Raw genomic sequence first — 24,223 nt, 5'->3', positions numbered from 1 at the left:
CATTTTCCGCGAACCCCAGATACAAGGACTTACGTCGTTTCCTTGTACCCGGCGCCGGCCCCGCCTCGCCAGAACGCCTCCTGGTGTATCCGATGCAGGACCGGGAAATTGTAGGCATGGGGCGAGGGGCGGGGATGAAGGGGGGCGAAGTTTTTTGTAACCGATTGATTTTTGAAGATCTGGTAAGTTGGCGCGTCCCCGTCGCGGTCAAGGCGTGGAGTGCCGATGAGCGGGCGCGGCCGACCGGAGATCGGCGCTGACCGGCCCGTTTGCGACCGTGTCTAGATCGTCGCGGCTACCCCGAATTGATGAGCCTTTGGCGTTCCGATCCCGTCGCCTTCCGTTTGTTGCCCGGCTGGGATGGGAGTAGAATTTCCGATCCTTCGGCTCCGCCGGAGGGTTTTCTGAGGAGGCGAAAATGGGACGCAAATTTATCGACTGCCGGGAGTTTCCGAGCGAGATGAAATGCACCGTAGCCATATCGGCAGACAATACGGACGAACTCGTCAATGCCGCCGTCCAGCACGCGGTTGCCGTCCATGGTCACACTGACACGCCGGAATTCCGCACGGAAATCCGCAAAGCAATTCACGACATGGAACCCTCGCGCAGTGTTGCGTAACGAGCTCCGCTGTTTTTGATGAAATGTTGGACCGAGGTCGAACGCCGTCTCCTGCGAAAGGGGCGGCGTTCGATCTCGTATGGCGCTGGTTATCCCCGAACGAGGCGGACCTTTCGTCGCCTCTCGATTTTTTCGCTGTGCGGGAAACACGTGGCGACGAATGTCACCGCTTTACTATCGGACAATATAGCAAATGCCACCCATGTCCGCTTCCGGCCCTAAGCAGCAATTGCGCTCGTCACCCTTCTATGAACCACCGCAAGATATACCAGGGTGGCAAAGGCAAAGATTGATACGATCAGGGCCAACCAGAGGGTTCCTTGCGGACTGGTTAAGGTCATGATCGCCGTGAATGCAGGTGGCGCGGTCGCAAACGCGAAATTCAGCGGCACTGACATCCTGGCGGAAGACCGCGCATAGGCACCGGGAGGAAAGAGTTCTAGCGGAAGGGTGGCGCGGGCGACTGCGGTAATGCCGCTTGCGATCCCATATAGGATAGCAAACACAACTGCGCCGCCAAAGCTGTTGGTGACAAGCAAGACGATAAAGCTTGCCGGAAAAAGAGCCGCGCCCGCAAGACCCATGGCTAGTCCCGACCAGCGGTGTCCGCCAGCTAGGTCAGTCATGCGGCCAGCCCATTGCGCGATGCCGATGAATGCCGCAGCCGCAAGCGCTGACGTGTGGTCCAGGCCCTTGGCTTCGAACAAGATGATGATGGTGAGGGCAAAACCCCATGTGAAAAAACCGTTGGCGGCGAAGCTGGCCGCGAGAAGGATGAATCTTCTGAGGTCTGCGGATGTGGAGCCGACTGACTTCCCTCCCTTAGTCTTGTTGCCCACATTTCTGGCCAATCCGTACCAATGAAGGGGCATGCAGACGAGGAGTAGCAGAGCAGCGTAGATGAGCGTCGTTGTCCGCCAACCCCAGTGCGCCTGCAGGATATCGGTCACGGGCCACATGATCGTTGAAGTGAGTCCGCCTACAAGAATGAGAACGCTGAGAGCATTTCGTGATTTTTCGCCCGCGATCTCGGTAACGGCGATCTGTGCGGGTGTGGACAGCATGCAAGAACCAGCGACGCCGAGCATGGTCCAGGACAGGAAGTAGGCTATAGGGCCGCCTGCCATGCCCATAATGATTAAGCCGACCGACGCCAGAGGCGCTCCAATCGTCATGATCGGGCTCGCTCCGAAGCGCTCGAATGCAGTGCCGAGCGGCCATGAGACGATAGCCATCACCATGAGCATAGCTGTAGGTCCACTCATAACGATGGACAGCGGAAGCTGGAGATCGTCGGCCGTTGAAGGACCGGTCACGGCGATCATCCAGAAAGTCGCACCCCATCCTAAAAGTTGAGTAAGCGAAAGGATAGCAACTACTGAAGCGGTGCGAGAAAATGTGGTCATCTGAAAATGATATCAATCAGGTCGCGCGGTAGCGATACTAGATACAATCATAAGATGAGTCTATGACGTTTGCATGACCGCTTCTGGCGCGAAGCGGCCGAGTCTCCTGCGGCCCAAACCTGCCCGTGCCGCATCAATATCGGCGGATGGCATCCACTTCACGATTCCGTTTGTTTTTCGCAATCCGCGTCCCTGGAGTCTCGCGGTTAAGGGAGTGTTTATAAATTCGTGAAAGTTAATGGAAACTTGCCGGTGGTGCGGCCACGAGGGCCTGGTGGGATGGCTCGGACCGCCGTGCAGTTGTAACCTGAGTAATTGCCTGCCTATCTCCCGATGCAGGTGCTGTACGGAGTAACATGACCATGAAAGCAAAGCCTTTCGCCCTGGCGATCGTCGCCGCAGTTTCCACCACCTCTGTCTCTTCAACGGCTGTCCTCGCCGCCGACCTGACCAGCTATTCCGAGCCGCCGACCTACAATGAGCCGGCCGCCGGCCCGAAGGCCGGCTGGGGCGGCGCCTATGTCGGCGCCGATCTCGGCATGGCATCCCGCAAGCTGAACCCCTTCGACGGCGACAAGGGCCTCGTCGTCGGCGCTCACGCGGGCTACAACATGGACTTGGATTCCGGCGTCGTCGGTGCGGAAATCGAAGCTTCGCATCTCGGCAACGTGAAGAGCCGCGTTCCCGGCGGCAATATCAAGGAACAGGGTCGCGTGGCCGCCAAGGCGAAGGCCGGTGTCGGTTTCAACGATACGCTCGTCTATGGCACCGCAGGGGTTGCCCTCACCAGCTTCAAGGACAATGGCGGCACCTCCGGTCCGGATGGCTGGAAACCCGGTTGGGTCGTGGGCGCGGGCGTCGAGCAGAAGCTCTCCGACAATCTTTCGGCTCGCGTCGAATACAACTACACCATGACCAACGATGTGCGCAGCACCACCGCCGGCGTCACCTCGCGCACAGATGTGCGCGACCAGGTGCTCAAGGCCGGCGTGAACTACCGCTTCTGATAAACGGCCCCTGGATCCGCCGGATCTGAAGAGGCGACGTTTTTTGGACCACCAATCGACAGCCCCGTATGCTCTGAAGCATACGGGGCTGTTGCTGTTCATGGCGACGGGATGTCCTCGGTTCGGGCCCGTCAAGGCAGGACGCCGCCATCTTCAGTGAAGGGAAACAGGTTCTTCCTTATCCGGATCTGTTGACAATATCCATATATCGAGTAATCTCGATATATGGATCAGGAAAAAGTAATTCTCGCTCTGGCCGCATTGGCCCAGCCCACCAGGCTGCAGGCCTTCAATCTGCTCGTGCGGCATGAACCGGATGGTCTGCCTGCCGGCGACGTCGCAAGGATGCTGGCGGTGCCGCAAAACACCATGTCCTCGCATCTGGCGGTTCTCGCCCGCGCTGGCCTCATCCAGGCTGAGCGCAGGAGCCGCCTGATGGTCTACCGTGCCGAAATCGCCGCGCTCCGCGAACTCACACTCTATCTCGTCAAGGACTGTTGCGGGGGAAGGGCGGAGCTCTGCGAGCCGCTGATTGCCGAACTCTCACCCTGTTGTTCCCCGCAAAAGGTGTCGCAATGACAAAGACGACCTTCAACGTGCTGTTCCTCTGCACGGGAAATTCCGCCCGCTCGATCATAGCCGAAAGCGTTCTCAGAAAGGACGGCGCCGGCAAGTTCAACGCCTATTCCGCCGGGAGCCATCCGAAGGGCGAAGTCCATCCGCTGGCCGTCGAGGCGCTGCGGGGCCATGGCTACCCTGTGGACGGCCTCCGGTCAAAGAGCTGGGAGGAGTTCGCCACGGAGGGTGCACCCGAACTCGACTTCGTATTTACCGTCTGCGACAACGCCGCCGGGGAGGCCTGCCCGGTTTGGCCGGGGCAGCCGATGACGGCCCATTGGGGCCTGGAGGATCCGGCCGCCGTGGAAGGTACGGATGCGGAAAAGCGCGTCGCCTTCGGCCAGGCGCTGCGTTACATGAAGCTTCGGATCGCAGCGTTTGCAGCGCTTCCGGTGGAAAGCCTCGAGCGTTTGAGCCTCACCGCGAAACTTCGCGAGATCGGGCAAATGGAAGGTTCCTCCGTAAAGAGGGAAGATGTCGCATGAGCGAGCCGATCGATATCGTCATCTATCACAATCCCGACTGCGGCACGTCGCGGAACACTCTTGCGATGATCCGCAACGCCGGCATTGAGCCGCATGTCGTCGAATACCTGAAGACCCCGCCGTCGAGGGAATTGCTCGTGCAGTTGGTGGACCGCATGGGTGTCAGCCTGCGGGAACTGCTCCGCGAGAAGGGCACCCCTTACGCCGAACTTGGTCTTCAGGACGAGAGCCTGACCGATGATCAGCTCCTGGATGCGATGATGGAGCATCCGATCCTGATCAACCGACCGATCGTCGTATCTCCGATGGGCGTCAAGCTTTGTCGTCCTTCCGAAGCCGTTCTCGACATTCTTCCCGTGCCCCAAAGGGGTGCCTTCGCAAAGGAGGACGGCGAGATCGTCGTCGATGCCGACGGCCGGCGGATCGCCTGAGACCGCTGCCGATCCGCCACGCTGCCCCTCCGGCATATCTTCGTTAAAGGAACACTTCAATGCAGCCTGCCAAACCTGCAGTCCGTTTGTCATTTCTGGATCGCTACCTGACGGTATGGATCTTCGCTGCCATGGCGCTGGGCCTCATCCTCGGCACGGTCTTTGGCGGCTTGCCGGAGTTGCTCAACAGCATGTCGATCGGCACCACCAACATCCCGATCGCGATCGGCCTCATCCTGATGATGTATCCGCCGCTTGCGAAGGTCCGTTACGAGGAACTGCATCAGGTCTTTGCCGACAAGCGAGTGCTGCTGCTTTCGCTCGTCCAGAACTGGATCATCGGCCCGACGCTGATGTTTGCGCTCGCCGTGATCTTCCTCCGCGGCTATCCGGAATATATGACGGGCCTGATCCTGATCGGTCTTGCGCGCTGTATCGCGATGGTCCTCGTATGGAATCAGCTCGCACGCGGCGACAACCAGTACGTGGCCGGGCTGGTGGCGTTCAATTCGATCTTCCAGATCCTCTTCTTCAGCGTCTATGCCTGGATCTTCCTGACGTTTCTGCCGCCGCTGTTCGGCCTCGAAGGCAGCGTCGTCGACGTGTCCTTCTGGACGATTGCAGAAGCGGTTTTCATCTACCTCGGCATCCCGTTCCTCGCCGGCTATCTGTCGCGAACGATCCTGACAAGAACCAGGGGCAGGGACTGGTACGAGAAGACATTCCTGCCGAAGATCAGCCCGATCACGCTGGCCGCGCTGCTTTTTACCATCGTCGCAATGTTCAGCCTGAAGGGTGGCGATGTCGTCAGGCTGCCGTTCGACGTGGTGCTGATCGCGATCCCGCTCACCATCTACTTCCTCGTCATGTTCACCATGAGTTTCGTGATGGCGAAGATGATCGACACCGACTATCCGCGCACGACGGCGGTGGCATTCACGGCAGCGGGAAACAATTTCGAGCTCGCCATCGCGGTGGCGATCGCCGCCTTTGGTCTTGCTTCGCCTGTTGCCTTCGCCGCCGTCATCGGTCCGCTTGTCGAGGTGCCCGTGCTGATCATCCTGGTGCAGTTCGCGCTCTGGATGGGACGCCGCTACTACGGCGCCGAGAGGGAGCGCGCGCCGGCCGAGTGATCGAGGTTCAGGGGATGTATCAGCCGCGTTCCTTGCCGATCAGCCGCGAGCGCAGCGCGTTCGAAATCCCGTCGAAAATGAACACCACCAGAAGGATCAGCAGCACCATATAGGCGACGTTCTCCCAGTCGTAATTGGTGCGCATGGCCTCCCAGAGTTTAAGCCCGATGCCGCCCGCGCCGACGGCGCCGATGATCGTGGCCGAACGGGTATTCGATTCCCAGAAGTAGAGTGCCTGCGACAGGAACACCGGCATAACCTGCGGCACCGTGCCATAGCGCTGCACCGCTACCGGTGAGGCACCGACGGAGCGCACTCCCTCGCGCTGCTTCTCGTCGATATTTTCCAGCGCTTCCGAATAGAGCTTGCCGAGCGTGCCGGTGTCCGTGAGGAAGATCGCGGAAATCCCCGCCAGCGGACCGGGGCCGAAGGCACGGGTAAAAAAGAGCGCCCAGATCAGCATATCGACGGAGCGGAGAAAGTCGAAGAGCCGCTTGGCGATCTGGTTTGCGGGACGGTTTCGGAAGATGTTGCGCGCTGCGATGAACGACAGCGGGAAGGCGACCAGCATCGCGAACAGGGTTCCGATGAACGCCATCACGATGGTCTGCAGGAGTTTTTCCCACACGTCGAGATGCTGCCATTCGGAATTGTAGAGGATGTTGTTCCAGGCGAGCGAGAGGTTCGACCTGTCGGGCTGGATACGCTCGCCCGAGACAATCAGCGTTGCGACCTCGCCAGCCGGTTTGCCGAAGAACGGAGAATTCGTATCGAAGAGGAAGTTCGCCCAGCCGAGGAAGCGCTTGCGGATGCGAACCCGCTCCGCACTGATTTCCGCCCAGCCGGACACGCCGAAATAGGCGAGGGCGCGGCCGCCCGGCAGTCTTTGTTCGATCCACGAGGGTAGTGCTCCATCCGCCCGGACCTCGCCGGATCTCCTGTCGAGGCGGAGGGCGACGCTCTCCGAGCCTCGGGTAAGCACCACCCGGTCGGGATGAACCTCGATCGTTCTAGCGCTGCCGATCTCTACGACCGCCTCGGTGAGGATCTCCTCGGTGCGGGTTTCCCGGATAGGACTTGCCTGGGCGGCCTGCTGCTCGGCCTGGGGCGCAGGCGCCATGAAGCTGGACGAGGGCTTGGCGGCCGCTCCGTTCGCTGAGTTGGGCGCGGGGATTTCGATCGTCCTCGTCACCGTCTCGCGCCGCGTTTGAAGCCAGTCCGGGTTGGGGTTCGGGCCGATCGGGTCGAAACGCGGATATTCGATCCTCATTGCGCCGTCGGCGTCGATCTCGATCTGCGGCCGGATTTCGTAGGAGACCCAGTCTGCGAGGTAGTTTCCGGCGATGCTCCAGTTCGCTTCGCCCAAAACCTTGCCGACGGCGAAATACCACCAGGCAAAGAGGAGATAGAGGGTGCACGCGAGGGCGATGGCCGGCACCCTGAAGCGCTGCCAGAAGCCTGGCCTCAGGAGATCAGGATGGCGCGCCGCGATGGCTTCCATTTCGGAGGTGTTGAGGATCGTCATGGTGCCTCCGGTCAGATCGCGTTGAATGCCTGGTCGCCCGAAAGCTTCTGGCGAAGCCATGCGGAAAACTGGTCGACGGCCACGATGGTCAGCAGCAGAAGGAGGACGATGGCGAGCGTCTTGGCTTCGTGACCCTGGCCGATCGACAGGCGCAGGAGTTCGCCTATGCCGCCGCCGCCGACGGCGCCGATAATCGTCGAGGCGCGCACGTTGATTTCGAGACGCAGCAGGAAATAGCTCATGAAGTTCGGCATGACCTGCGGAACGATACCGAACCAGATCCGTTCGAGCCAGGTGGCGCCGACCGCACGCAACCCTTCCTCAGCCTTCATGTCGGCATTTTCGATGACCTCGTAGAACATCTTGCCGAGCGCGCCGACGGTATGGATCGATACGGCGATGACGGCCGGGATCGGGCCGAGCGAAAGGATCGCCAGGAAGAAGCCGGCAATCACCACTTCCGGAAAGGCGCGCAGGATCTCCATGACGCGGCGCACCGGCCCCCGCACCCAGGAATTGGGCATGGTGTTCCGCGCCGCGAGGAATGCCAGCACGAAGCCGAACAGCAGGCCGATGCCGGTGGAGACGAGCGCGATATTCAGCGTCTCGACCATCTTGTGGAAGTATTCGGGGATATAGAAGGTCTCGCCGAGATAGGCCCGCCCTTCTGGATAGTTGTACTTGAAGCTGCCGTCGTTATAGGGGGACGGGAGGTCGAACAGCGCTCGCCAGATCTCCATCCCGTCCCGCGGAACGAGATCCTCGACGAAGTCGAAGAGATGGGGAAGCCGCTCGAAGAACTTGCCGGAATTCGTCTCGTTGGCGAACCAGAGCGATCCGGACACCACGCACAGCAGCAGGATGACGCCCAAAAGCGTGTAGAACCCCCGCTGGGCGGCCAGCTGCCGCGAGTGGAGCTCTATCATCCGGCCGCTCTCGCCGAGGATTGGCCTGGCGTTGGAAATGGACATCGCTTGCCCCCGGTTGCGACGGTCGAGAAAAAGGCCGCCGGAGACGTCTCCAGGCGGCCGTCCTGTTCGAGGCTGCGATCAGCCGCCGATGGTTGCCTTGCGGGCGTCGATGATCGGCTTGTAGAAATCGACATTGACCTCGGCGAAGCCCTTGAAGTCGCCGCCCTGGATGGCGGAGAAGCAGGCCGCGTCGGTCTTCGGCAGGTCCAGCATGAACTGCTTGAACTTCGTCTTCATGTCCGCGTTCATCGACGTGCGGACGACGACTGGGCCATTCGGGATGAGCGGCGACTTCCACAGCTCGACCAGGTCATCCATGTTGAGGATGCCCTTGTCGACCATCTTGCGCAGGTTGCCGGAGGTGTAGCCGTCCTTGAAATTGCCAACGCCCGAACCGAAGGTGGTGCCGGCATCGAAATTGCCCTTCAGCACTTCGAGCACAAGGTTTTCGTGACCGCCGCCAAAGCCGGTGGAGCCGAAATAACCCTTGACCGGGCCGCCGATCGCTTCCGGAAGCGTGACGAGCGGCACCAGGTAGCCGGAGGTCGAATCCGGATCGGCAAAGCCGAGCTTCTTGCCCTTCAGGTCGGAGATCTTCGTGATGCCGCTATCCTTGCGGGCGACCATGATCGAATGATAGCCCATCGAGCCGTCGGTCTGGACCGTCGTGAGGATCGGTTCGACAGCGTCGGATTTTGCCAGGTAGACCTTCGCATAACCCGATGCGCCGAGTTCGGCGTAGTCGAGCGTGCCGCCGAGCAGACCCTGGATGACGCCGTCATAGTCGGAGGCCGGGAAGAGCGACACCTTTTCGACGCCGAGTACGGCGGGAAGCTTCTCGGTCATGCACTGGTAGTTGCGCAGGCGGTCGGCCTCGTTTTCCCCGCCCAGGATGCCGATGCGGAATACCTTCAGGTCTTCCGCAGCCGCCGAGGTGGCAAGTGCCGCAAATGCGACGGCAGCAAGCAAAGCTTTCTTCAACATGAGATCATCTCCTGTCTGTCCGGATTCGGAACATGTGTTGAGGCTGGCCCTTTACGCGGGCGTACATACGATCTTGGTCCGGCTCACGCCGTTGCGGGTGTGAGAACCCTGGAAGGCGCAGACCGGGAGGATTCGTGCTCCAGGTCCGGGCTGCGGACGTTGATGCTGGTGGATGTCAGGGATTCGTCGATGCCTGCGCCTTCCTTGTCGGACCCGTAGATTTCCCGGACGGCCGTCGCCGTCAGTTCCGAAGGAGGTCCGTCGAAAACCACGCGCCCGCCCGCCATGCCGACGATGCGCTCGCAATAGGAGCGGGCGGTATCAAGCGTGTGCAGGTTGGTGACGACGGTGATGCCGTCGCGCTCGTTGATGTCGCGGAGCGCATCCATGACGATCTTGGCATTGAGGGGATCGAGCGAGGCAATGGGCTCGTCGGCGAGCACGATCCTTGGCTGCTGCATGAGCGCGCGGGCGATCGCCACGCGCTGCTGCTGGCCGCCGGACAGTGTGCCAGCCCTCTGCAGCGCCGTCTGCTCGATGCCGAGCCGCTCAAGAGCTGCAATCGCGGCGATCCGCTCCTCGCGGGTGAAGACGTTGAGCAGGCTCATCGCCGTCGAGCGGTGATTGAGCCGTCCAAGCAGGACGTTGGTGAGTACGTCGAGGCGCGGCACGAGATTGAACTGCTGAAAGATCATGGCGCAGTCGCGCTGCCATCGGCGCAGCGCCGCGCCCCGCAGAGCCGAAACTTCCAGATCGCCAAAATGAATGGCGCCCGAGGACGGTGTCGTCAGCCGGTTGATCATTCGAAGAAGCGTCGATTTGCCCGCGCCCGACCGCCCGATGACGCCGACCATCTGCCCCTGCGGAATCTCCAGGCTTATCGAGTCCACGGCGGCGCGATTGCCGAAAGTCTTCGTCAGCTTTTCCAGACGCATGCCAAGCCCCCTGTTTTATGGGGGCCTCATTAGCGGCGGCGCATGAAGGCCCGATGTCGATTCCATGTAGCTTTTATGAAATTGCGGCCAAACCCCGATATTCCCGCGAGGCCGGGCGGTGAGATTGAGGGTTTGAAAATCCGCGATAGTTCCCGCTGTCGGACCAAATACCCGCGGTTCGGGACCTCTGGCCGATATCGGCTGGATCCAAAGTCGGATGCCGCATCCGACTGAAGTCTCTGGGGCGGAACATCGTGACCGCTCACCTGTTCAATCTTCAGCTTCGACAATCGCAACGGGTCAGAAGCATAGAGGAAAATCAAGGAGATAGAGATGAAGATCGTCAAACGTGCGGCCCTTGCAGCGGCCCTTCTTGCCGGCACTACGCTGACTGCCTATGCGCAGTCCAGCAGCACTGTCGGAACCGGTGGAACGAGTGCCGGAGGCGGCACTTCCAGCAGCACCGTCGGAACCGGCGGCTCGTCGGCCGGCACCAACTGTACTCCGGGCACCACCAACTGCGACGGCGGCTCGGCCTCGACGCTTGGGACCGGTGGTTCCTCGGCAGGCGGCGGCACCTCCAGCAGCTCGGTCGGCACGGGTGGATCGGCAGCCGGTTCCGGTAGCGGATCGGGATCTGCCTCGACGCTTGGCACCGGTGGCTCCTCGGCAGGTGGCGGCACCTCCAGCAGCTCGGTCGGCACCGGCGGCAGCGCCGCAGGCGGCGGCACGTCCGGCAGCTCGGTCGGCACGGCCAACAGTGCAGCAGGCGCGGCACAGGACGACGTCAGCAACAAGGAATGCCCTCCGGGCCAGACCAAGAAGAGCGACGGCAAGTGCTAAGGCAGACACATGGGCCGGTTGCCGACAGGCGGCCGGCCTTCCTTCAGGAGGACAGGATATGACCTCGGCATCTTTGATTACCAAAAGCGCGTTCGCTCTGCCGCTGATCATGGCTCTCTGCATCGCATGCGAGGCCTTGTCGGCGGAGACGATCAAGCTTGAGGACGGCACCACCTGCACCGTGATCGAAAGCACCAGTTCGGCTGGAGGCGGAACCTCCTCCTCGGTGACGGCCGGCGGCGGCAGCGTGACCTCATCGACGACGGTCGACGGCAAGACGACCACGATGCATTCGGGCGGCGGCTCGGCTTCGTCGAGCGCCGGATCGTCCGTCTCGGGCACGGCAGGCGCCCAAGCATTTTCGACCGCAAGCGTCACCCGTCCCGACGGTTCGGTGGTAACGCGCCGGTCCGACGGCACCTGCGACATCACCAAACCGAACAAATGAGGAGCAAGACCATGACGAAACTGGTTTCCTTGGCAGCGGCCCTTGCAATCGCCACGGCGATGGCCGGCACACAATCGCTTGCGCAGGACTGCAAGGCGGCCGGGACGGTCGGTTCGGCAGGCAGCGCATCTGCCGGCGGCACTTCGGCGAGCACGCTCGGAACGGCCGGCACCTGCGCAACCGACGACGGCACGACCTCGTCCATCGGTTCGGGCGGCAGTGCTGCCACCGCCGATGGCAAGGCCCAGAGCCGCACAAAGATCAACGAGAACGACAACCAGCTCAAGGCACAGTCCAAGGCGCAGGCCATGGACCAGGGCACATTCAGCAAATCGCAGACCAAGACGCGCGTGAGGGATGGCGAACTGGAAAGCACGACGCGGACCATGTCGCATGTGCCGGGACAGAAGCCGGTCAAGAGCAGGACGGACAGCAACGTGATCCTGCCGCCGCAGTGAGGCGGGGCCGGGGTGGCCGTCGCGGTCTCTTACACGAGTTACCGATACCAGGATCGTGATTTTGCGTCCTCTCCCGTGAGGGAGAGGACGGCGCCAAGAGTCCGCACCGGCTTCTCTTCCCTGCGGGAGAAGGCAATTTCGACATCTCGCTCAAGACTTAAGCGAGAAATCGCAAGTGAGGGGATCAAGGTTTATTTCGTGCAGGTACCAGCTTTGTCCTTGGACAGACACTCGTTGCACAACTCACCCTGCGCGGGTTTCGAGGGTTTCTCCTCATAGTCCGACGTCGGCCAGTTGCCGCAATTGCGGCACCAATGCCAAGTGTCCTTGCCGTTACGTTTTCGATACGCCATCTCCGTCCTCCGTTGGTTCGACCGGACCAAGCTAGGAAGATTCGCCGGCTTCTTCCACGAACCTTGTACATCCTGGAGTAGTGCCGTCTCTTACGGTCGCGTGTGGCTGTGGAGCGTTGAAGCCGATTGCCCGGCATGATGAAGTTCTGCGTATTACTCTCAACGCCTGCTCCCATTACCCAGAGAGCTGAAGCGCCATATGTGACTCACAACGAGCCTCGGCTTATTCCGGATCATTTAAGGAGGTTTCAAATTCATAGCGCCATTTGTTCCTTACAATTAATGGCGGGCCGAATTTGTAGTATATTTTGTTTACCACGCCATCTGCTACCCATGATGTGGAGGATCAGGAACAGGAAATAGCGTTTTGGGTGGGATGTCGGGATACAGTGTGGCTGGATTGTCGGAAAATATATAGCGATCCGAATAAGCGTATATCTTGGAATTAATCTTTTTAATTGTTTTTTCGCTGAAAATACGTCGATGTTGGGTTTCGGATGTGCCCTTGCTGTGTAACAAAAGAGCAATTCGGGACGTTAAGGGGAGTATGAACTCGACATTTTGGTGTGAAGAAAACGAATACGGTCGGATCTCGTCGATATTGTTTGAAAATATATGAGATATTGAGGGATTGTCGGAACTTATAAAGCTGACTCCGGTTTCATTGTGCAAGAATTGAGGGCCGGAATTTATTCCATGAACTCCGTCGTTCGTTCGTATTAATTTTTCAAAAGATAGAATGGCGGTGTGAGGGTCAATTTGAACATCGATTATTCCAGCCCTCACAAGGTCACCAAACCTAATTTTTGAGGAAAATCCTGGCCTCTTTTTTAGGAAAACATCTCTAAAGACATCGGGAACAGGCTGATCAACCGCGTTTGATGCCTTAATCACAGACTCCCTTAGTAGAAATATCACAGACTTAATAGTGTTTGGAACTCTAACTCTCATTGAGAGGTAGAACTCGATAACACTGCTCCATTCCTCTCTGGTCAGATCTTCGCGAGCGGAGATCTTTTTAATTAAATCCGGCCATCTCGACTCTAAATGCCGGGAAAAGAAGTTCTCAATCGCGTTGTCGAATCGCTTTTCCGCATGTACGGGCTGACGATAGAGGTAGCTTTGCTTTAAAACATTCTGCGGCTTTCCAGGGAAAACTCGGCCATCCCAAGTATCTTTTAGGTAGAGATAACCTTCTGAGTTGCAGAAAAACTTTGAGTAGCAACAGGGAATATAGTGTTGTTGCTTTTGTTCTGTGGTCACCTGCATCTCACGTTAAAAGAGCCGCCACGAGTTATTCGCGGCGGCGGCAGTCTCAACTAGCTGCTAAAAAAAGCGGAGTAGTAGATATGCAACGAGGTTCTATCCTGCTCAGCTGCACCCGCTCGTCGCGCCGCACGTGTCGCACTTCTCGCAGGTGCCGTTCCTCACCATCGTGAAGTTCTGGCACTCGGAGCACATGTTGCCGGTGTAGCCCTGGGCGATCGAGCGCATGCGGCGTTCGTTTTCGACCTTCTTGGCTTCCGTCTTGGCGGCGGCGGCGTCGGCTTCGGCCTTGTCGGAGAAGAGGGCGGTGGCGACCTGCTGGCTTTCGCTGACAACCTCTTCCAGCACTTCCTCGGCAATCTCTTCGGCCAGTTCCTTGGCGCGCTCCTCGTAGTCGCGCTTGAAGGCGACGATTTCGGAGGTGGAGATCGCCGTCGTCGGCTCCAGCTTGCGGGCGGCGGAGCCCGCAAAGGAGGTGACGGTGGCCGATGCCCGGGCAGGGGCGGCGGTCGCAGCTCCCTTGGGTTCGCCTGCGGCCCGGTCGGAACCGGTGTTTGCCACCAGCGTCGGCTTGTAGCCGCGGGTCCAGCCGGTCGAGATCAGGTTGGTCTTGCCTTCCTGAATGCCCTTGCCGAGCGCGGTATTGGAAAAGTCCGACGTATCGACATGAGCGAGATCGTGACGGCCGAGATAGGAGACGGCGAGTTCGCGGAACACGTAGTCGAGGATCGAGGTCGCGTTCTTGATCGCGTCGTTTCCGGTGACGATGCCGGCCGGCTCGAACTTGGTGAAGGTGAAGGCCTCCACATATTCTTCCAGCGGCACGCCGTATTGCAGGCCGAGCGAGATGGCGATGGCAAAATTGTTCATCATTGCGCGGAAGGCAGCCCCTTCCTTGTGCATGTCGATGAAGATTTCGCCGAGACGCCCGTCACCGAATTCGCCGGTGCGCAGATAGACCTTGTGGCCGCCGACATTGGCCTTCTGGGTATAACCCTGGCGACGGTTCGGCAGTTTTTCCCGCTCGCGGGTGACGCGTTCGATGACCCGCTCGACGATCTTTTCGGTGATCGTCACGGCCTGTGCCGCAACCGGGCTCTGCATCAGTTCTTCGAGCGCGTCATCGGCATCGTCCTCGTCGATCAGCGAGGCGTTGAGCGGCTGGGACAGCTTGGAACCGTCGCGGTAAAGCGCGTTTGCCTTGAGGCCGAGCTTCCAGGAGAGCATGTAGGCGGAACCGCAATCTTCCACGGTCGCGTCGTTCGGCATGTTGATCGTCTTGGAGATCGCACCCGAGATGAACGGCTGGGCGGCCGCCATCATGCGGATGTGGCTTTCCACCGAGAGATAACGCTTGCCGATCTTGCCGCAGGGATTGGCGCAATCGAAGACGGCCAGATGTTCGGCCTTCAGGAAGGGCGCACCTTCCAGCGTCATCGCACCGCAGACATGGATATTGGCGGCTTCGATATCCCTTTTCGAAAAGCCGATATGCTCCAAGAGGTTGAAGCTCATGTCGGCGAGCTGTTCGTCAGTGACCTTCAGCGTGTTCTTCAGGAAGTCGGCGCCGAGCGTCCATTGGTTGAAGACGAACTTGATGTCGAAGGCAGCCTTCAGCGCGCCGTTGACGGCTTCGATCTTCTCGTCAGTGAAGCCCTTGGCGCGCAGCGAGCCGGGGTTGATGCCGGGCGCCTGGTTGAGGTTGCCGTGACCAACCGCATAGGCCTCGATCTCGGCGATCTGGCTTTCCGAATAACCGAGGGTGCGCAGCGCGTCCGGAACGGCGCGGTTGATGATCTTGAAGTAACCGCCGCCGGCGAGCTTCTTGAACTTGACGAGTGCGAAATCGGGTTCGATGCCGGTCGTGTCGCAATCCATCACGAGGCCGATCGTGCCGGTCGGCGCGATCACGGTCGTCTGGGCGTTGCGGTAGCCGTGCTTTTCGCCGAGCTCGAGCGCCTTGTCCCAAGCAGCCTTGGCATGGCGGCTAAGATCCTGGTCCGGATTTTCCGAATGGATGAGCGGAACCGGGTTGACGGCCAGCGCCTCGTAGCCGGTGGCTTCGCCGTAAGCGGCGCGGCGATGGTTGCGCATGACGCGCAGCATGCTCTCGCGGTTCGGCTCAAAGTTCGGGAAGGGGCCGAGCTCGGAGGCCATTTCGGCTGACGTCGCATAGGCGATACCGGTCATGATCGCGGTCAGCGAGCCGGCGATCGCACGGCCTTCCGGCGAATCGTAGGGGATGCCTGACGACATCAGGAGGCCGCCGATATTGGCGTAGCCGAGGCCGAGCGTGCGGTATTCGTAGGAGAGTTCGGCGATCCGCTTCGACGGGAACTGTGCCATCATGACCGAGACTTCGAGCACGACGGTCCACAGGCGGACGGCATGTTCGTAGTCGGCGATGTTGATGTTCTTCGTCGCCTTGTCCTTGAACTGCAGGAGGTTGAGCGAGGCAAGGTTGCAGGCCGTGTCGTCGAGGAACATGTATTCCGAGCACGGGTTCGAGCCGCGGATCGGGCCGCCGGCTGGCGAAGTGTGCCAGTCGTTCATCGTCGTGTTGAAGTGGATGCCGGGATCGGCCGACGCCCAGGCGGCGTAGGAGATCTGCTCCCAGAGGTCGCGGGCCTTCAGCGTCTTCATGACCCGGCCGTCCTTGCGGGCGGTCAGATTCCAGTCGCCGTCGTTCTCGACCGCCCGCAGGAAGTCGTCCTTTAGCGAGACGGAGTTGTTGGAGTTCTGGCCCGACACGGTGAGATAGGCTTCCGAATCCCAGTCGGTGTCGTAGGTCTTGAACTCGAGGTCCTTGTAGCCCTGGCGGGCAAACTGGATGACGCGGCCGACGTAGTTTTCCGGAACCTGGTCCTTCTTGGCGGCCTTGATCTCGCGCTTCAGCGCCGGATTCTTGTTGGGGTCGAAGCAATCGTCGCCACTGCCGCCGTCGCAGTTGACGCAGGCCTTCATGATTGCCTTCAGGTGACGATTGACGATCTTGGAGCCGGTGACGAGGGCTGCCACCTTCTGCTCTTCCTTGACCTTCCAGTTGATGTATTCCTCAATATCCGGATGGTCGATGTCGACGACGACCATCTTGGCGGCGCGGCGCGTCGTGCCGCCCGACTTGATCGCGCCCGCTGCCCGGTCGCCGATCTTCAGGAAGCTCATGAGGCCGGAGGACTTGCCGCCGCCGGAAAGTTTTTCGCCTTCTCCGCGCAGCATGGAGAAGTTGGAACCGGTGCCGGAACCGTATTTGAACAGGCGCGCTTCGCGAACCCAGAGGTCCATGATGCCGCCCTCGTTGACGAGGTCGTCCTCGACCGACTGAATGAAGCAGGCATGCGGCTGCGGATGCTCATAGGCAGACTTGGACTTGGTCAGCTTGCCGGTGAACGGGTCCATGTAGAAATGGCCCTGGCCGGGGCCGTCGATGCCATAGGCCCAATGCAGGCCGGTGTTGAACCACTGTGGGCTATTCGGTGCGACGCGCTGGGTGGCGAGCATATAGGCAAGCTCGTCCATGAAGGCTGCCGCGTCTTCTTCCGAGGTGAAGTAGCCGCCCTTCCAGCCCCAATAGGTCCAGGTGCCGGCAAGGCGGGAAAAGACCTGGCGCGCATCGGTTTCGGAACCGTACTGCTCTTCCTTAGGCAGCGCCTTCATCGCTTCTGTGTCGGCGACCGAGCGCCACAGGAAGGAGGGGACGTCGTTTTCCTCGACCTTTTTCAGGACCTTCGGAACGCCGGCTTTGCGAAAATATTTCTGCGCGAGAACGTCGGTCGCGACCTGGGAGAACTGCGCCGGCACGTCAATGTCGGCAAGCCGGAAGACGACGGAACCGTCGGGATTGCGGATCTCGCTGACCGCCTTGCGGAATTCGATCTCTCCATAGGCGCCCGTGGCGGGCTTGGTGAAACGGCGTTCGATGCGCATGGTCCCTTACCTCATTTTTGATGCGCCCGGCCTCGTGCACGAGGCGCAAAAGTTCTCATCCGACGGCGCGGGTGTTCGCGCAGCCAGTCCGTTCGTCCCATTGTGACAGGAGTGTCATCCGGAGATGTTATTTCCTGTATCTTGTGGCGATCGTGGCTGCAAACACTAAATATAGTATTAACAGCTTATTATAGCCAGCCCCGGATGTCGCTTTTTTGGAGGGAAAAATCGCACAACCAGCCCTCGGGGCAGAGCCTCATCATGAGGCGCAGAACCCTGATTCTACAGTCGATTTTCGTGAGGAGCCGGCCTCGTTATGTCCGGTCCAGTCGCCGCCGCAACATCGAGCCTATTAAGTTTGAATTGAGCGATTCCGTCAAGGGGTGGTTTTTGACAGATTTTTAACCACAACATCTTGTGTATGCCGGCTGTGGAAAATGGGGAAAGATGGATAAGCCCGCAAATTCAGTGTCTTGGCGGAAGAGGCGTTGGCGCCGCGGCAGGAGCGGCCGACGAAATCCATCAACGGGGAGCCAATTTCAGGAAGTTTGGCAAAATATAGCTGCTGCCCGTTGCGAAACGTCGGCAAGCGTGACTGGCAACTGATTCTCTGCCGGCAGCAGATCGTCCGGAGCACCGGGTCGCAGTTTTAGCGGGAAGCAAGGACGCCGGTAAGGGCCGACATCTCTCGGCTGACGTGGAGCGAAAGCCCCCGATATGAAGGCGACCGGCGGAACCTCCGGCTCTCCCCGCTGTGTCGTAGAAGCCGCAGCGGGGAGGGGTGTCGAGGTGAATTAAAGTGAATCGATGTTGATCCCGATCGTGACGGCGCCGATCGGCGTTCCGCTTTCGTCCGAGATTGTCAGGCTCGCCTGAGACTGAAGCGTCTGGGATGATTCGTCCTTTTCCACCTCATCGACGAACAGGGCTTCCTTGCCGGCGCCGAAGGATTTCTTGAACTTGGCTTCGTCACCCTGCCAGTAGTCGGAGGTCACGTCGCTCTGGCCGACATTGAGGCCGTTGGCATCCATCACGAAGATTTCCGTGATCGTGCCGTCCGACTTTTCCTTCTTTTCCAGCAGGAATTTAGACAGTGCGTTGTTGAGCACGCCATCGATCGTGGAATGATCGGAGCCGTCCACCTCCGCCCGCCATTTCTTGTCGAGCGCCAGGATATCGGCTTCGCCGAGCTTCGCATTGGCGGCATTCTGAGCCTTGATGGCGGAAATGACGACCGGGTCGCTGAGCCAGGGTTTTACCTTGCCGGTGACGTAGTCCGTAATCGGCGCGACATGGGCTTCCTCTGCCTGGGCGCTTAACCCGGGCATGGCCGCAATCGTGCTGCCGAGGAGAAGCGCGATGATGATCTTCTGCATGAGTATTCCCTTCCGTGGATTGTTGACGGTTGTTGGGGATGCTGCGGACGCGGCGCCTTTCACGACGCTCGTCTGGTTTGGCCGGCAGCGCCGGTATTTCCACCCGCGAAGGACCGGAAATCGCTTGCGGCCGGTTCCGCGACTGTGAACCTGCTCGCCGAATTCAACAGGAGGCGGCCTTGAGAGAGCAGCTCCTGGCAGGCGGCATTGGTTTCTTCCACCATCGCCGCGTTCTGCTGCGTGGTCTGATCCATCTGGTTGATCGCGCCGTTGATCTCCTGCAGACCGGTGGCCTGTTCGCGGGAGGAGTGGACGATCGAGACGATGCTGTCGCTGATGCGGTTGATCTGGTCGCCGATCTTCAAAAGCGCATCCCCGGTGTCGTTCACGAGCCCGACGCCAGCGGCAACCTCCTGATTGGAGGCATTGACCAGCCCCTTGATTTCCTTGGCCGCCTGAGCCGACCTTTGCGCGAGTTCCCGCACTTCCTGCGCGACAACGGCAAAACCCTTGCCGGCCTCGCCGGCACGCGCCGCCTCGACGCCGGCGTTGAGCGCCAGGAGATTGGTCTGGAAGGCGATTTCGTCGATGACGCCGATGATGTGGCCGATCTGGCTGGATGACGTCTGGATCCGATCCATGGCGCCGATCGCGTTGCGGACGACCGTTGCGGAAGAATGGGCGCCTTTCTGGGCTTCCTCGACCAGTTGTCCAGCAGTCTCGGCTTTCTGCGAGGAGGCCCTGACTGTTGTTGTCACTTCGTCAAGGGCTGCGGCGGTCTGTTCCAGCGAGGCAGCCTGTTGCTCGGTGCGTTTCGCCAACTGATCGGCGGCGTTGGCAAGTTCGCTGGAGCGATCCTCCACGGCGTGCGATGCTAACTTGATCTCGGTGAGCGCGGCAGCAACCGCCTCGACCATATTGTTGAAGTCTCGTTGCAGCTTTTCAAAATCCGGCCCGAGGCCGTTGAGTTTGCACGAGAAATCGCCGCCTGCGAGTTTTTCGAGCGCCTGGCCGAGTTGAGCCATCACGGTTCGCTGCACACCGCTGGTCTCTTCGGCCATCCGGGCGTTGCGGGCGCGCTCCTCGTCAAGCGACTGGCGCTGTTCCGAAGCGAGGCGATCTTTCTCCACCTTGGTAATCGCTTCGTTCCGGAAAACTTCCAAGGCGCGTGCGAGGACGCCGATCTCGTCGCCATTGTGCTGATGATCGACCGGAGAATCGAGATCTCCTGCCTGCAGATCGCTGATGCGCGCGCTCAAGGTTCGGATAGGGCGGCCGACCAGGCGTCGCATCGCAAAAAGAAAAGCGAGAACCGCTACGGTGATGACGAGCAGCTGGATCAGCAATGATTTCAGAACTTCGTTCTGCGCGTCGGCTGTAATGTCGGCGATCGACCATGCCGTGAATAGATAGCCGCCGATCTTGCCGGATTTATCCGGCGGGAGGGGGGCGACAATGGTGATCAAGCCATCCGACGATCGGGTCGCATCGGCAATCGCGCTCTGCGCTTTCTGGCCGATGATCTGGGCGATCTCCGCAGGGGCGAGAGCGACGGTAAGACCGTCTTGTGTCCAGGTATCGACGGCCGCAAGCTCGGCGTTGAAGGCCGCGAACTGAACAAGTCCCAGTTCAGGCTTCTCGCGCTGCAGGGCATAGGCCTCTCGAACCGCCGCGGTCTTACCCCATTTCACCCCGCCCGAGACCAATGAGGCGAGCTGTTCGGTGTCGTTCAGCCACTGGGTCGTGGCCGTTTTGGTCAAAAGACGCGTTCCGGATATCCAGGTGTAGGTCGCCAACACGGAGATGCCACAGATGTTGACGGCAACGATCAGCGCCGCGAGCTTCGCAGTCAGCGGCATCTTCTTCAAAAAGTTACGCATTCCCGGCCTCGACGCAATCAGGAGCTGCCGGACGAGTCCGGCCCGCTGACATCACTGGGCATCGTATGCGGAGTGTTGGTGGGCAGGCGTCATACCCGCGTGGCCGTTGCAAAGCCAAGCATACGCGGGACAGTGTTCCTTCATTATGTGAAGAAATAATAAAGTAAGCGCCCCCTAGTAAAAATAGGGGGTGCAGTTTGTCCGGGACGACCTGCTGGCGAAGACAAGAGAGTGCCTTGCGGGAGCCGTATCGACAGCTAAGCGCGCGATCCCTTGGCGATCGGCTCCTGATAGGTGAAGCCCATGTCCCAGGGAAAATAGATCCAGGTGTCCTGGCTGACTTCCGTGACGAAAGTATCCACGGTCGGAACGCCCTTGGGTTTGGCGTATACGCAGGCGAAATGGGCCTTGGGCAACATGACGCGCACTTCCGACGCCGTCTTGCCGGTGTCGGTCAGGTCGTCGACCACCAGCACGCCCGATCCGCCGTCGGTGGCGAGCTCGGGAGTAATACCCTTGAGAAGGTTCATTTCCCCCTGGTTGACGTAGTCGTGGTAGGAGGCAATGCAGACCGTCTCGATGAGCCGGATATTGAGCTCGCGCGAAATGATCGCCGCGGGGACCAGGCCGCCACGCGTGATGCAGACGATGGCGCGGAAATCCTCGTTGAGGCCGGCGAGCCGCCAGGCAAGCGCACGGGCGTCGCGGTGGAACTGATCCCAGGAGACGGGGAATGCTTTTTCGGGAAGGGACATGTTTTCTGCCGTTAGCGAGAGCTGCGTTGGCTCTCGCTAATAGCGGTATTCCACCCCGGAAGGCAAGATTGTCAGCGCGACAGCAGCGTCAGGGCCGTCATCGAGTCGAGCATACTGCGCGTGACGCCGCCGAACAGGAATTCCCACCAGCGGGCATGCCCGTAGCCGCCCATGACGAGGAGGTCGATGCTGTTATCGGCCAGGCGATTTTCGATTGCGGCTGCCGTGGGCGTTCCGCCGCCGGTTTCCTGCGTCAGCGTCACGTTGATCCCGTGGCGGGCGAGCGTGGCCGCGATCTGGCTTCCGGCGAGTTCGTGCGTATGATGGCCGCGGTCAGGCGGATCGATCACCAGAATTTCGACGCTCTCCGCCGCTTTCAGGAAAGGAAGCGAATCGAAGGTCGCTCGCGCAGCCTCGCGTGAGCCGTTCCAGGCGACCAGCACGCGACGGATCGGTGGGGGTTCGTTTATCGTATAGGGTACGAACAGCATCGGCCGGCCGCTCTCGAAAAGGAAGGTCTCCAGATCGGCGCGATGATCGGCATGAGCGGGATCGCTCTGGCTCGCGACGATCAGATCGACGGCGCGCGCCGTTTCAAGAACCGAGGTGGAGCTGTAGCCGGCGGTCGAGATGAAACTGCGGCATTCGGTCGACAGACCCTCGCGCGCCGTCCGCTCCTTGAAGATCCGTTCAACTTCGGCGGTTTCCTTCTGCGCCACTTCCTGCAACACCTGCACGGCGGCGGGATCGGGAATTTCCATCGGAGCAATGAGGGGAACCGCGGCGAGCGTTTCGGCATGCACGCCGATGATGTGAGCCGAGAACTGCTCGGCGAGAGCCATCGCAAAACCCGTTATCTGAGGAGCATTCTGCGGAGTGTCGAGAACGGCGAGAATGGTCTTGTAGGCCATGGCGGTTACCTCCTCATCGGCTGGTGTCCGTGCGTTGGAACCAGTCTCTATTGATAAGGTGGTGTCCTCATTGACCTTGGTCAAGCATCTGCAAGATGAAGAGAAATCGGATCAGGCGTCCGCCGTCGGGTTGGTCGGGATTTTCGCCTTCCGGATTGCGGCAATCATTGCCGAGACGGCCTCAGAGGCGGCATCGAGGGCCTGCGGCTCACGCGCGCGCACGACGATCTCTGTCGAAAAGCGCTGCCCGTCATATTTCGGGTAGGAGCCGATGCTTGTCTCCGGATGCGCCTTTTGCACGGCGGCGAGAGGCGTTCCGATATCGCCTTCGCCATAGGGGCAGGGAATGGCCCGGGACAACATTTTCGCGCCGGTGCGCAACATCGGCAATACGTTGTCGACCATGGCCTGGAAGACCTGCGGCACGCCGGCCATGACATAGACGTTGCCGATGACGAAGCCGGGTGCTGTGGAGACCGGATTGGGAATGTGCGTTGCTCCCTGCGGCATGCGCGCCATGCGCTGGCGGGCCTCGGTGAATTCCATTCCGCGCCGTTCGTACATCTCGGCAAGCAGCTTCATCGCAGCGGGATCATGGATGCAGGGGACGCCGAACGCGGCCGAGACCGCATCCGCGGTGATGTCGTCATGGGTCGGCCCGATGCCGCCCGAGGTGAAGACGTAATCGTACCGGCTGCGCAGCGCATCCAGCGCTTCGACAATCGCGCCCTCTTCATCGGCGACGATTCGTACCTCCTTCAGGTCGATGCCGGAGAGCGTCAGCAGATCGGCAAGATGACCGATATTCTTGTCCTTGGTGCGGCCGGACAGCAGTTCGTCGCCGATGGCGAGCATGGCGGCGGTAACGATCGAGGACGAAATTTCAGGCATGGCATTCCTCTGCAGGTGCGAAAACTCCTAAGCCCAAAATCTTCGAGGCAGAAGCAAATTGTTGGGGGATCGACAAAGAAATGCCGACCGTCACGAATTTATGACCCGCAAGGGAAAAAGCGTCTCCGAATACTGAACAGTGCGTTGCCTCGACGGGGGTTGGCATCCGGTTTCCGGAGCCGCTACATGTCGGCTTGGTTTCCGGCCGGATCCGGCCCCGTTCAGAAGATAACGCAATTGGAGAAGATCATGCCGAAGGTTCTCGTCCTCTACTATTCCGCATATGGCCATATCGAGAAGATGGCTTATGCCGTTGCGGAGGGTGCCAGGTCCGCAGGCGCGGAGGTGACAGTGAAGCGCGTGCCCGAACTCGTGCCGGAAGATGTCGCCAAGGCGTCCTATTACAAAATGGACCAGGAAGCGCCGATCGCAACTGTCGACGAACTTGCAAATTACGACGCGATCATCGTCGGTTCCGGCACCCGTTTCGGGACCGTCACGTCGCAGATGCGCAATTTCTGGGACCAGACCGGCGGTCTGTGGGCACAGGGCAAGCTTGTCGGCAAGCTCGGCTCCGTCTTCACGTCCTCCGCAACCCAGCACGGTGGACAGGAATCGACCATCCTCGGCTTCATCCCGACGCTGCTTCACCACGGCATGGCCGTGGCAGGCCTGCCCTATGCATTTGCCGGACAGATGGGTGTCGATGAGATCAAGGGCGGCTCGCCTTATGGTGCGAGCACCATCACCGATGGCGACGGCTCCCGCCAGCCGTCGGCAATCGAACTCGAAGGCGCCAAGTATCAGGGCGCGCATGTCGCAAAACTGGCGGCCAAGCTCGCCGCCTGATTCGCGCGAAGACAACGACAAAAAAAAGCGCGGTGAGCGATCACCGCGCTTTTCCTGTTGTGCGCCCAGCATGGGCGCATTCTTGTGGGTGGAAGTCCCACCGTAAGCTGGTCATGGCGAGCGAAGTGAAGCGCAACTGCGGAAGGGCG

22 protein-coding genes are annotated in these 24,223 nt (G+C 60.2%); 10 read left to right on the top strand and 12 right to left on the bottom strand.

Annotated features, from left to right (window positions below; translation table 11 throughout):
* The first annotated feature begins 418 nt into the window (after window positions 1-418).
* Window positions 419-622, top strand: a complete 204-nt coding sequence (locus EDE05_RS23380; RefSeq protein ID WP_112796716.1) for a DUF1059 domain-containing protein — start codon at window positions 419-421, stop codon at window positions 620-622.
* Between the two features lie 218 nt (window positions 623-840).
* On the opposite strand, the gene EDE05_RS23375 is transcribed toward EDE05_RS23380, so the two are convergent.
* A complete protein-coding gene (locus EDE05_RS23375; protein WP_134102982.1) occupies window positions 841-2,028 on the bottom strand; it encodes an MFS transporter in 1,188 nt (395 codons plus the stop codon).
* Window positions 2,029-2,384: 356 nt separating this feature from the next.
* Between EDE05_RS23375 and EDE05_RS23370 the strand changes: the two genes are divergently transcribed.
* The 5 genes from EDE05_RS23370 (at window position 2,385) to arsB (ending at window position 5,702) form a co-directional block, all read left to right on the top strand.
* Window positions 2,385-3,035: an outer membrane protein gene (locus EDE05_RS23370; protein ID WP_112796718.1), complete on the top strand. Its 651-nt coding sequence runs from the start codon at window positions 2,385-2,387 to the stop codon at window positions 3,033-3,035.
* Between the two features lie 225 nt (window positions 3,036-3,260).
* The gene (locus EDE05_RS23365) at window positions 3,261-3,614 is read left to right on the top strand and encodes a metalloregulator ArsR/SmtB family transcription factor (RefSeq protein WP_112796720.1); all 354 of its coding nucleotides are present in this window, start codon (window positions 3,261-3,263) and stop codon (window positions 3,612-3,614) included.
* On the top strand, window positions 3,611-4,138 hold the full coding sequence (locus tag EDE05_RS23360; protein ID WP_112796722.1) for an arsenate reductase ArsC: 528 nt from the start codon (window positions 3,611-3,613) through the stop codon (window positions 4,136-4,138). Before EDE05_RS23365 ends, EDE05_RS23360 begins: the two co-directional genes overlap by 4 nt.
* A complete protein-coding gene (arsC, locus tag EDE05_RS23355; protein ID WP_132413033.1) occupies window positions 4,135-4,569 on the top strand; it encodes an arsenate reductase (glutaredoxin) in 435 nt (144 codons plus the stop codon). Before EDE05_RS23360 ends, arsC begins: the two co-directional genes overlap by 4 nt.
* Window positions 4,570-4,628: 59 nt before the next feature.
* Window positions 4,629-5,702, top strand: a complete 1,074-nt coding sequence (gene arsB, locus EDE05_RS23350; protein ID WP_112796726.1) for an ACR3 family arsenite efflux transporter — start codon at window positions 4,629-4,631, stop codon at window positions 5,700-5,702.
* A 19-nt stretch (window positions 5,703-5,721) separates the two neighbouring features.
* On the opposite strand, the gene phnE (EDE05_RS23345) is transcribed toward arsB, so the two are convergent.
* The 4 genes from phnE (EDE05_RS23345) to phnC form a co-directional block, all read right to left on the bottom strand.
* Window positions 5,722-7,227, bottom strand: coding sequence for a phosphonate ABC transporter, permease protein PhnE (gene phnE / locus EDE05_RS23345; protein ID WP_134102979.1), 1,506 nt, complete (start codon window positions 7,225-7,227; stop codon window positions 5,722-5,724).
* An 11-nt stretch (window positions 7,228-7,238) separates the two neighbouring features.
* Window positions 7,239-8,198: a phosphonate ABC transporter, permease protein PhnE gene (gene phnE / locus EDE05_RS23340; protein ID WP_112796730.1), complete on the bottom strand. Its 960-nt coding sequence runs from the start codon at window positions 8,196-8,198 to the stop codon at window positions 7,239-7,241.
* 78 nt (window positions 8,199-8,276) lie between these two features.
* On the bottom strand, window positions 8,277-9,182 hold the full coding sequence (gene phnD / locus EDE05_RS23335; RefSeq protein WP_112796732.1) for a phosphonate ABC transporter substrate-binding protein: 906 nt from the start codon (window positions 9,180-9,182) through the stop codon (window positions 8,277-8,279).
* Between the two features lie 83 nt (window positions 9,183-9,265).
* Window positions 9,266-10,117, bottom strand: coding sequence for a phosphonate ABC transporter ATP-binding protein (phnC, locus tag EDE05_RS23330; RefSeq protein WP_112796735.1), 852 nt, complete (start codon window positions 10,115-10,117; stop codon window positions 9,266-9,268).
* Window positions 10,118-10,450: 333 nt separating this feature from the next.
* On the opposite strand from phnC, the gene EDE05_RS23325 reads away from it, so the two are divergent.
* The 3 genes from EDE05_RS23325 to EDE05_RS23315 all read left to right on the top strand — a co-directional run bounded on the left by EDE05_RS23325 (window position 10,451) and on the right by EDE05_RS23315 (window position 11,866).
* Window positions 10,451-10,960: a hypothetical protein gene (locus tag EDE05_RS23325; RefSeq protein ID WP_105374558.1), complete on the top strand. Its 510-nt coding sequence runs from the start codon at window positions 10,451-10,453 to the stop codon at window positions 10,958-10,960.
* Window positions 10,961-11,036: 76 nt separating this feature from the next.
* Window positions 11,037-11,408, top strand: a complete 372-nt coding sequence (locus tag EDE05_RS23320) for a hypothetical protein (RefSeq protein ID WP_112796794.1) — start codon at window positions 11,037-11,039, stop codon at window positions 11,406-11,408.
* A gap of 59 nt (window positions 11,409-11,467) precedes the next feature.
* Window positions 11,468-11,866, top strand: coding sequence for a hypothetical protein (locus EDE05_RS23315; RefSeq protein ID WP_245423012.1), 399 nt, complete (start codon window positions 11,468-11,470; stop codon window positions 11,864-11,866).
* 680 nt (window positions 11,867-12,546) lie between these two features.
* Here the strand turns inward: EDE05_RS23315 and EDE05_RS23310 are convergent.
* The 7 genes from EDE05_RS23310 to EDE05_RS23280 all read right to left on the bottom strand — a co-directional run bounded on the left by EDE05_RS23310 (window position 12,547) and on the right by EDE05_RS23280 (window position 23,225).
* Window positions 12,547-13,482, bottom strand: coding sequence for a DUF4238 domain-containing protein (locus EDE05_RS23310; RefSeq protein ID WP_162712218.1), 936 nt, complete (start codon window positions 13,480-13,482; stop codon window positions 12,547-12,549).
* Between the two features lie 108 nt (window positions 13,483-13,590).
* A complete protein-coding gene (locus EDE05_RS23305; RefSeq protein ID WP_112796739.1) occupies window positions 13,591-17,412 on the bottom strand; it encodes a vitamin B12-dependent ribonucleotide reductase in 3,822 nt (1,273 codons plus the stop codon).
* Window positions 17,413-18,206: 794 nt separating this feature from the next.
* Window positions 18,207-18,788 (bottom strand): hypothetical protein, encoded by a 582-nt coding sequence (locus EDE05_RS23300; RefSeq protein WP_112796741.1) that lies wholly within the window; start codon window positions 18,786-18,788, stop codon window positions 18,207-18,209.
* A 59-nt stretch (window positions 18,789-18,847) separates the two neighbouring features.
* Complete coding sequence (locus EDE05_RS23295; RefSeq protein WP_112796743.1) at window positions 18,848-20,668, bottom strand: HAMP domain-containing methyl-accepting chemotaxis protein; 1,821 nt, start codon at window positions 20,666-20,668, stop codon at window positions 18,848-18,850.
* Between the two features lie 257 nt (window positions 20,669-20,925).
* Window positions 20,926-21,423 carry a xanthine phosphoribosyltransferase gene (gene gpt, locus EDE05_RS23290; protein ID WP_105374565.1) on the bottom strand — a complete coding sequence of 166 codons (498 nt, stop codon included), beginning with the start codon at window positions 21,421-21,423 and terminating at the stop codon, window positions 20,926-20,928.
* 71 nt (window positions 21,424-21,494) lie between these two features.
* A complete protein-coding gene (locus EDE05_RS23285) occupies window positions 21,495-22,334 on the bottom strand; it encodes a universal stress protein (protein ID WP_105374566.1) in 840 nt (279 codons plus the stop codon).
* 111 nt (window positions 22,335-22,445) lie between these two features.
* On the bottom strand, window positions 22,446-23,225 hold the full coding sequence (locus EDE05_RS23280; protein WP_105374567.1) for a competence/damage-inducible protein A: 780 nt from the start codon (window positions 23,223-23,225) through the stop codon (window positions 22,446-22,448).
* 249 nt (window positions 23,226-23,474) lie between these two features.
* On the opposite strand from EDE05_RS23280, the gene wrbA reads away from it, so the two are divergent.
* Entirely contained in the window at window positions 23,475-24,074 is a 600-nt protein-coding gene (gene wrbA, locus EDE05_RS23275; protein WP_105374595.1) for an NAD(P)H:quinone oxidoreductase type IV, read from the top strand.
* The last annotated feature ends 149 nt before the right edge of the window (window positions 24,075-24,223 follow it).

It is taken from the genome of Neorhizobium sp. R1-B, from assembly GCF_004368875.1.
Lineage (GTDB): Bacteria > Pseudomonadota > Alphaproteobacteria > Rhizobiales > Rhizobiaceae > Neorhizobium > Neorhizobium huautlense.
This window is presented reverse-complemented; position numbering and strand designations above follow the sequence as displayed.

Bases quoted from the DNA above. Each gene is read 5' to 3' on its own strand.
- EDE05_RS23380 (WP_112796716.1), top strand. From the start codon at position 419: ATGGGACGCAAATTTATCGACTGCCGGGAGTTTCCGAGCGAGATGAAA.
- EDE05_RS23375 (WP_134102982.1), bottom strand. From the start codon at position 2,028: ATGACCACATTTTCTCGCACCGCTTCAGTAGTTGCTATCCTTTCGCTT.
- EDE05_RS23370 (WP_112796718.1), top strand. From the start codon at position 2,385: ATGACCATGAAAGCAAAGCCTTTCGCCCTGGCGATCGTCGCCGCAGTT.
- EDE05_RS23365 (WP_112796720.1), top strand. From the start codon at position 3,261: ATGGATCAGGAAAAAGTAATTCTCGCTCTGGCCGCATTGGCCCAGCCC.
- EDE05_RS23360 (WP_112796722.1), top strand. From the start codon at position 3,611: ATGACAAAGACGACCTTCAACGTGCTGTTCCTCTGCACGGGAAATTCC.
- arsC (WP_132413033.1), top strand. From the start codon at position 4,135: ATGAGCGAGCCGATCGATATCGTCATCTATCACAATCCCGACTGCGGC.
- arsB (WP_112796726.1), top strand. From the start codon at position 4,629: ATGCAGCCTGCCAAACCTGCAGTCCGTTTGTCATTTCTGGATCGCTAC.
- phnE (WP_134102979.1), bottom strand. From the start codon at position 7,227: ATGACGATCCTCAACACCTCCGAAATGGAAGCCATCGCGGCGCGCCAT.
- phnE (WP_112796730.1), bottom strand. From the start codon at position 8,198: ATGTCCATTTCCAACGCCAGGCCAATCCTCGGCGAGAGCGGCCGGATG.
- phnD (WP_112796732.1), bottom strand. From the start codon at position 9,182: ATGTTGAAGAAAGCTTTGCTTGCTGCCGTCGCATTTGCGGCACTTGCC.
- phnC (WP_112796735.1), bottom strand. From the start codon at position 10,117: ATGCGTCTGGAAAAGCTGACGAAGACTTTCGGCAATCGCGCCGCCGTG.
- EDE05_RS23325 (WP_105374558.1), top strand. From the start codon at position 10,451: ATGAAGATCGTCAAACGTGCGGCCCTTGCAGCGGCCCTTCTTGCCGGC.
- EDE05_RS23315 (WP_245423012.1), top strand. From the start codon at position 11,468: ATGGCCGGCACACAATCGCTTGCGCAGGACTGCAAGGCGGCCGGGACG.
- EDE05_RS23305 (WP_112796739.1), bottom strand. From the start codon at position 17,412: ATGCGCATCGAACGCCGTTTCACCAAGCCCGCCACGGGCGCCTATGGA.
- EDE05_RS23300 (WP_112796741.1), bottom strand. From the start codon at position 18,788: ATGCAGAAGATCATCATCGCGCTTCTCCTCGGCAGCACGATTGCGGCC.
- EDE05_RS23295 (WP_112796743.1), bottom strand. From the start codon at position 20,668: ATGCGTAACTTTTTGAAGAAGATGCCGCTGACTGCGAAGCTCGCGGCG.
- gpt (WP_105374565.1), bottom strand. From the start codon at position 21,423: ATGTCCCTTCCCGAAAAAGCATTCCCCGTCTCCTGGGATCAGTTCCAC.
- EDE05_RS23285 (WP_105374566.1), bottom strand. From the start codon at position 22,334: ATGGCCTACAAGACCATTCTCGCCGTTCTCGACACTCCGCAGAATGCT.
- EDE05_RS23280 (WP_105374567.1), bottom strand. From the start codon at position 23,225: ATGCCTGAAATTTCGTCCTCGATCGTTACCGCCGCCATGCTCGCCATC.
- wrbA (WP_105374595.1), top strand. From the start codon at position 23,475: ATGCCGAAGGTTCTCGTCCTCTACTATTCCGCATATGGCCATATCGAG.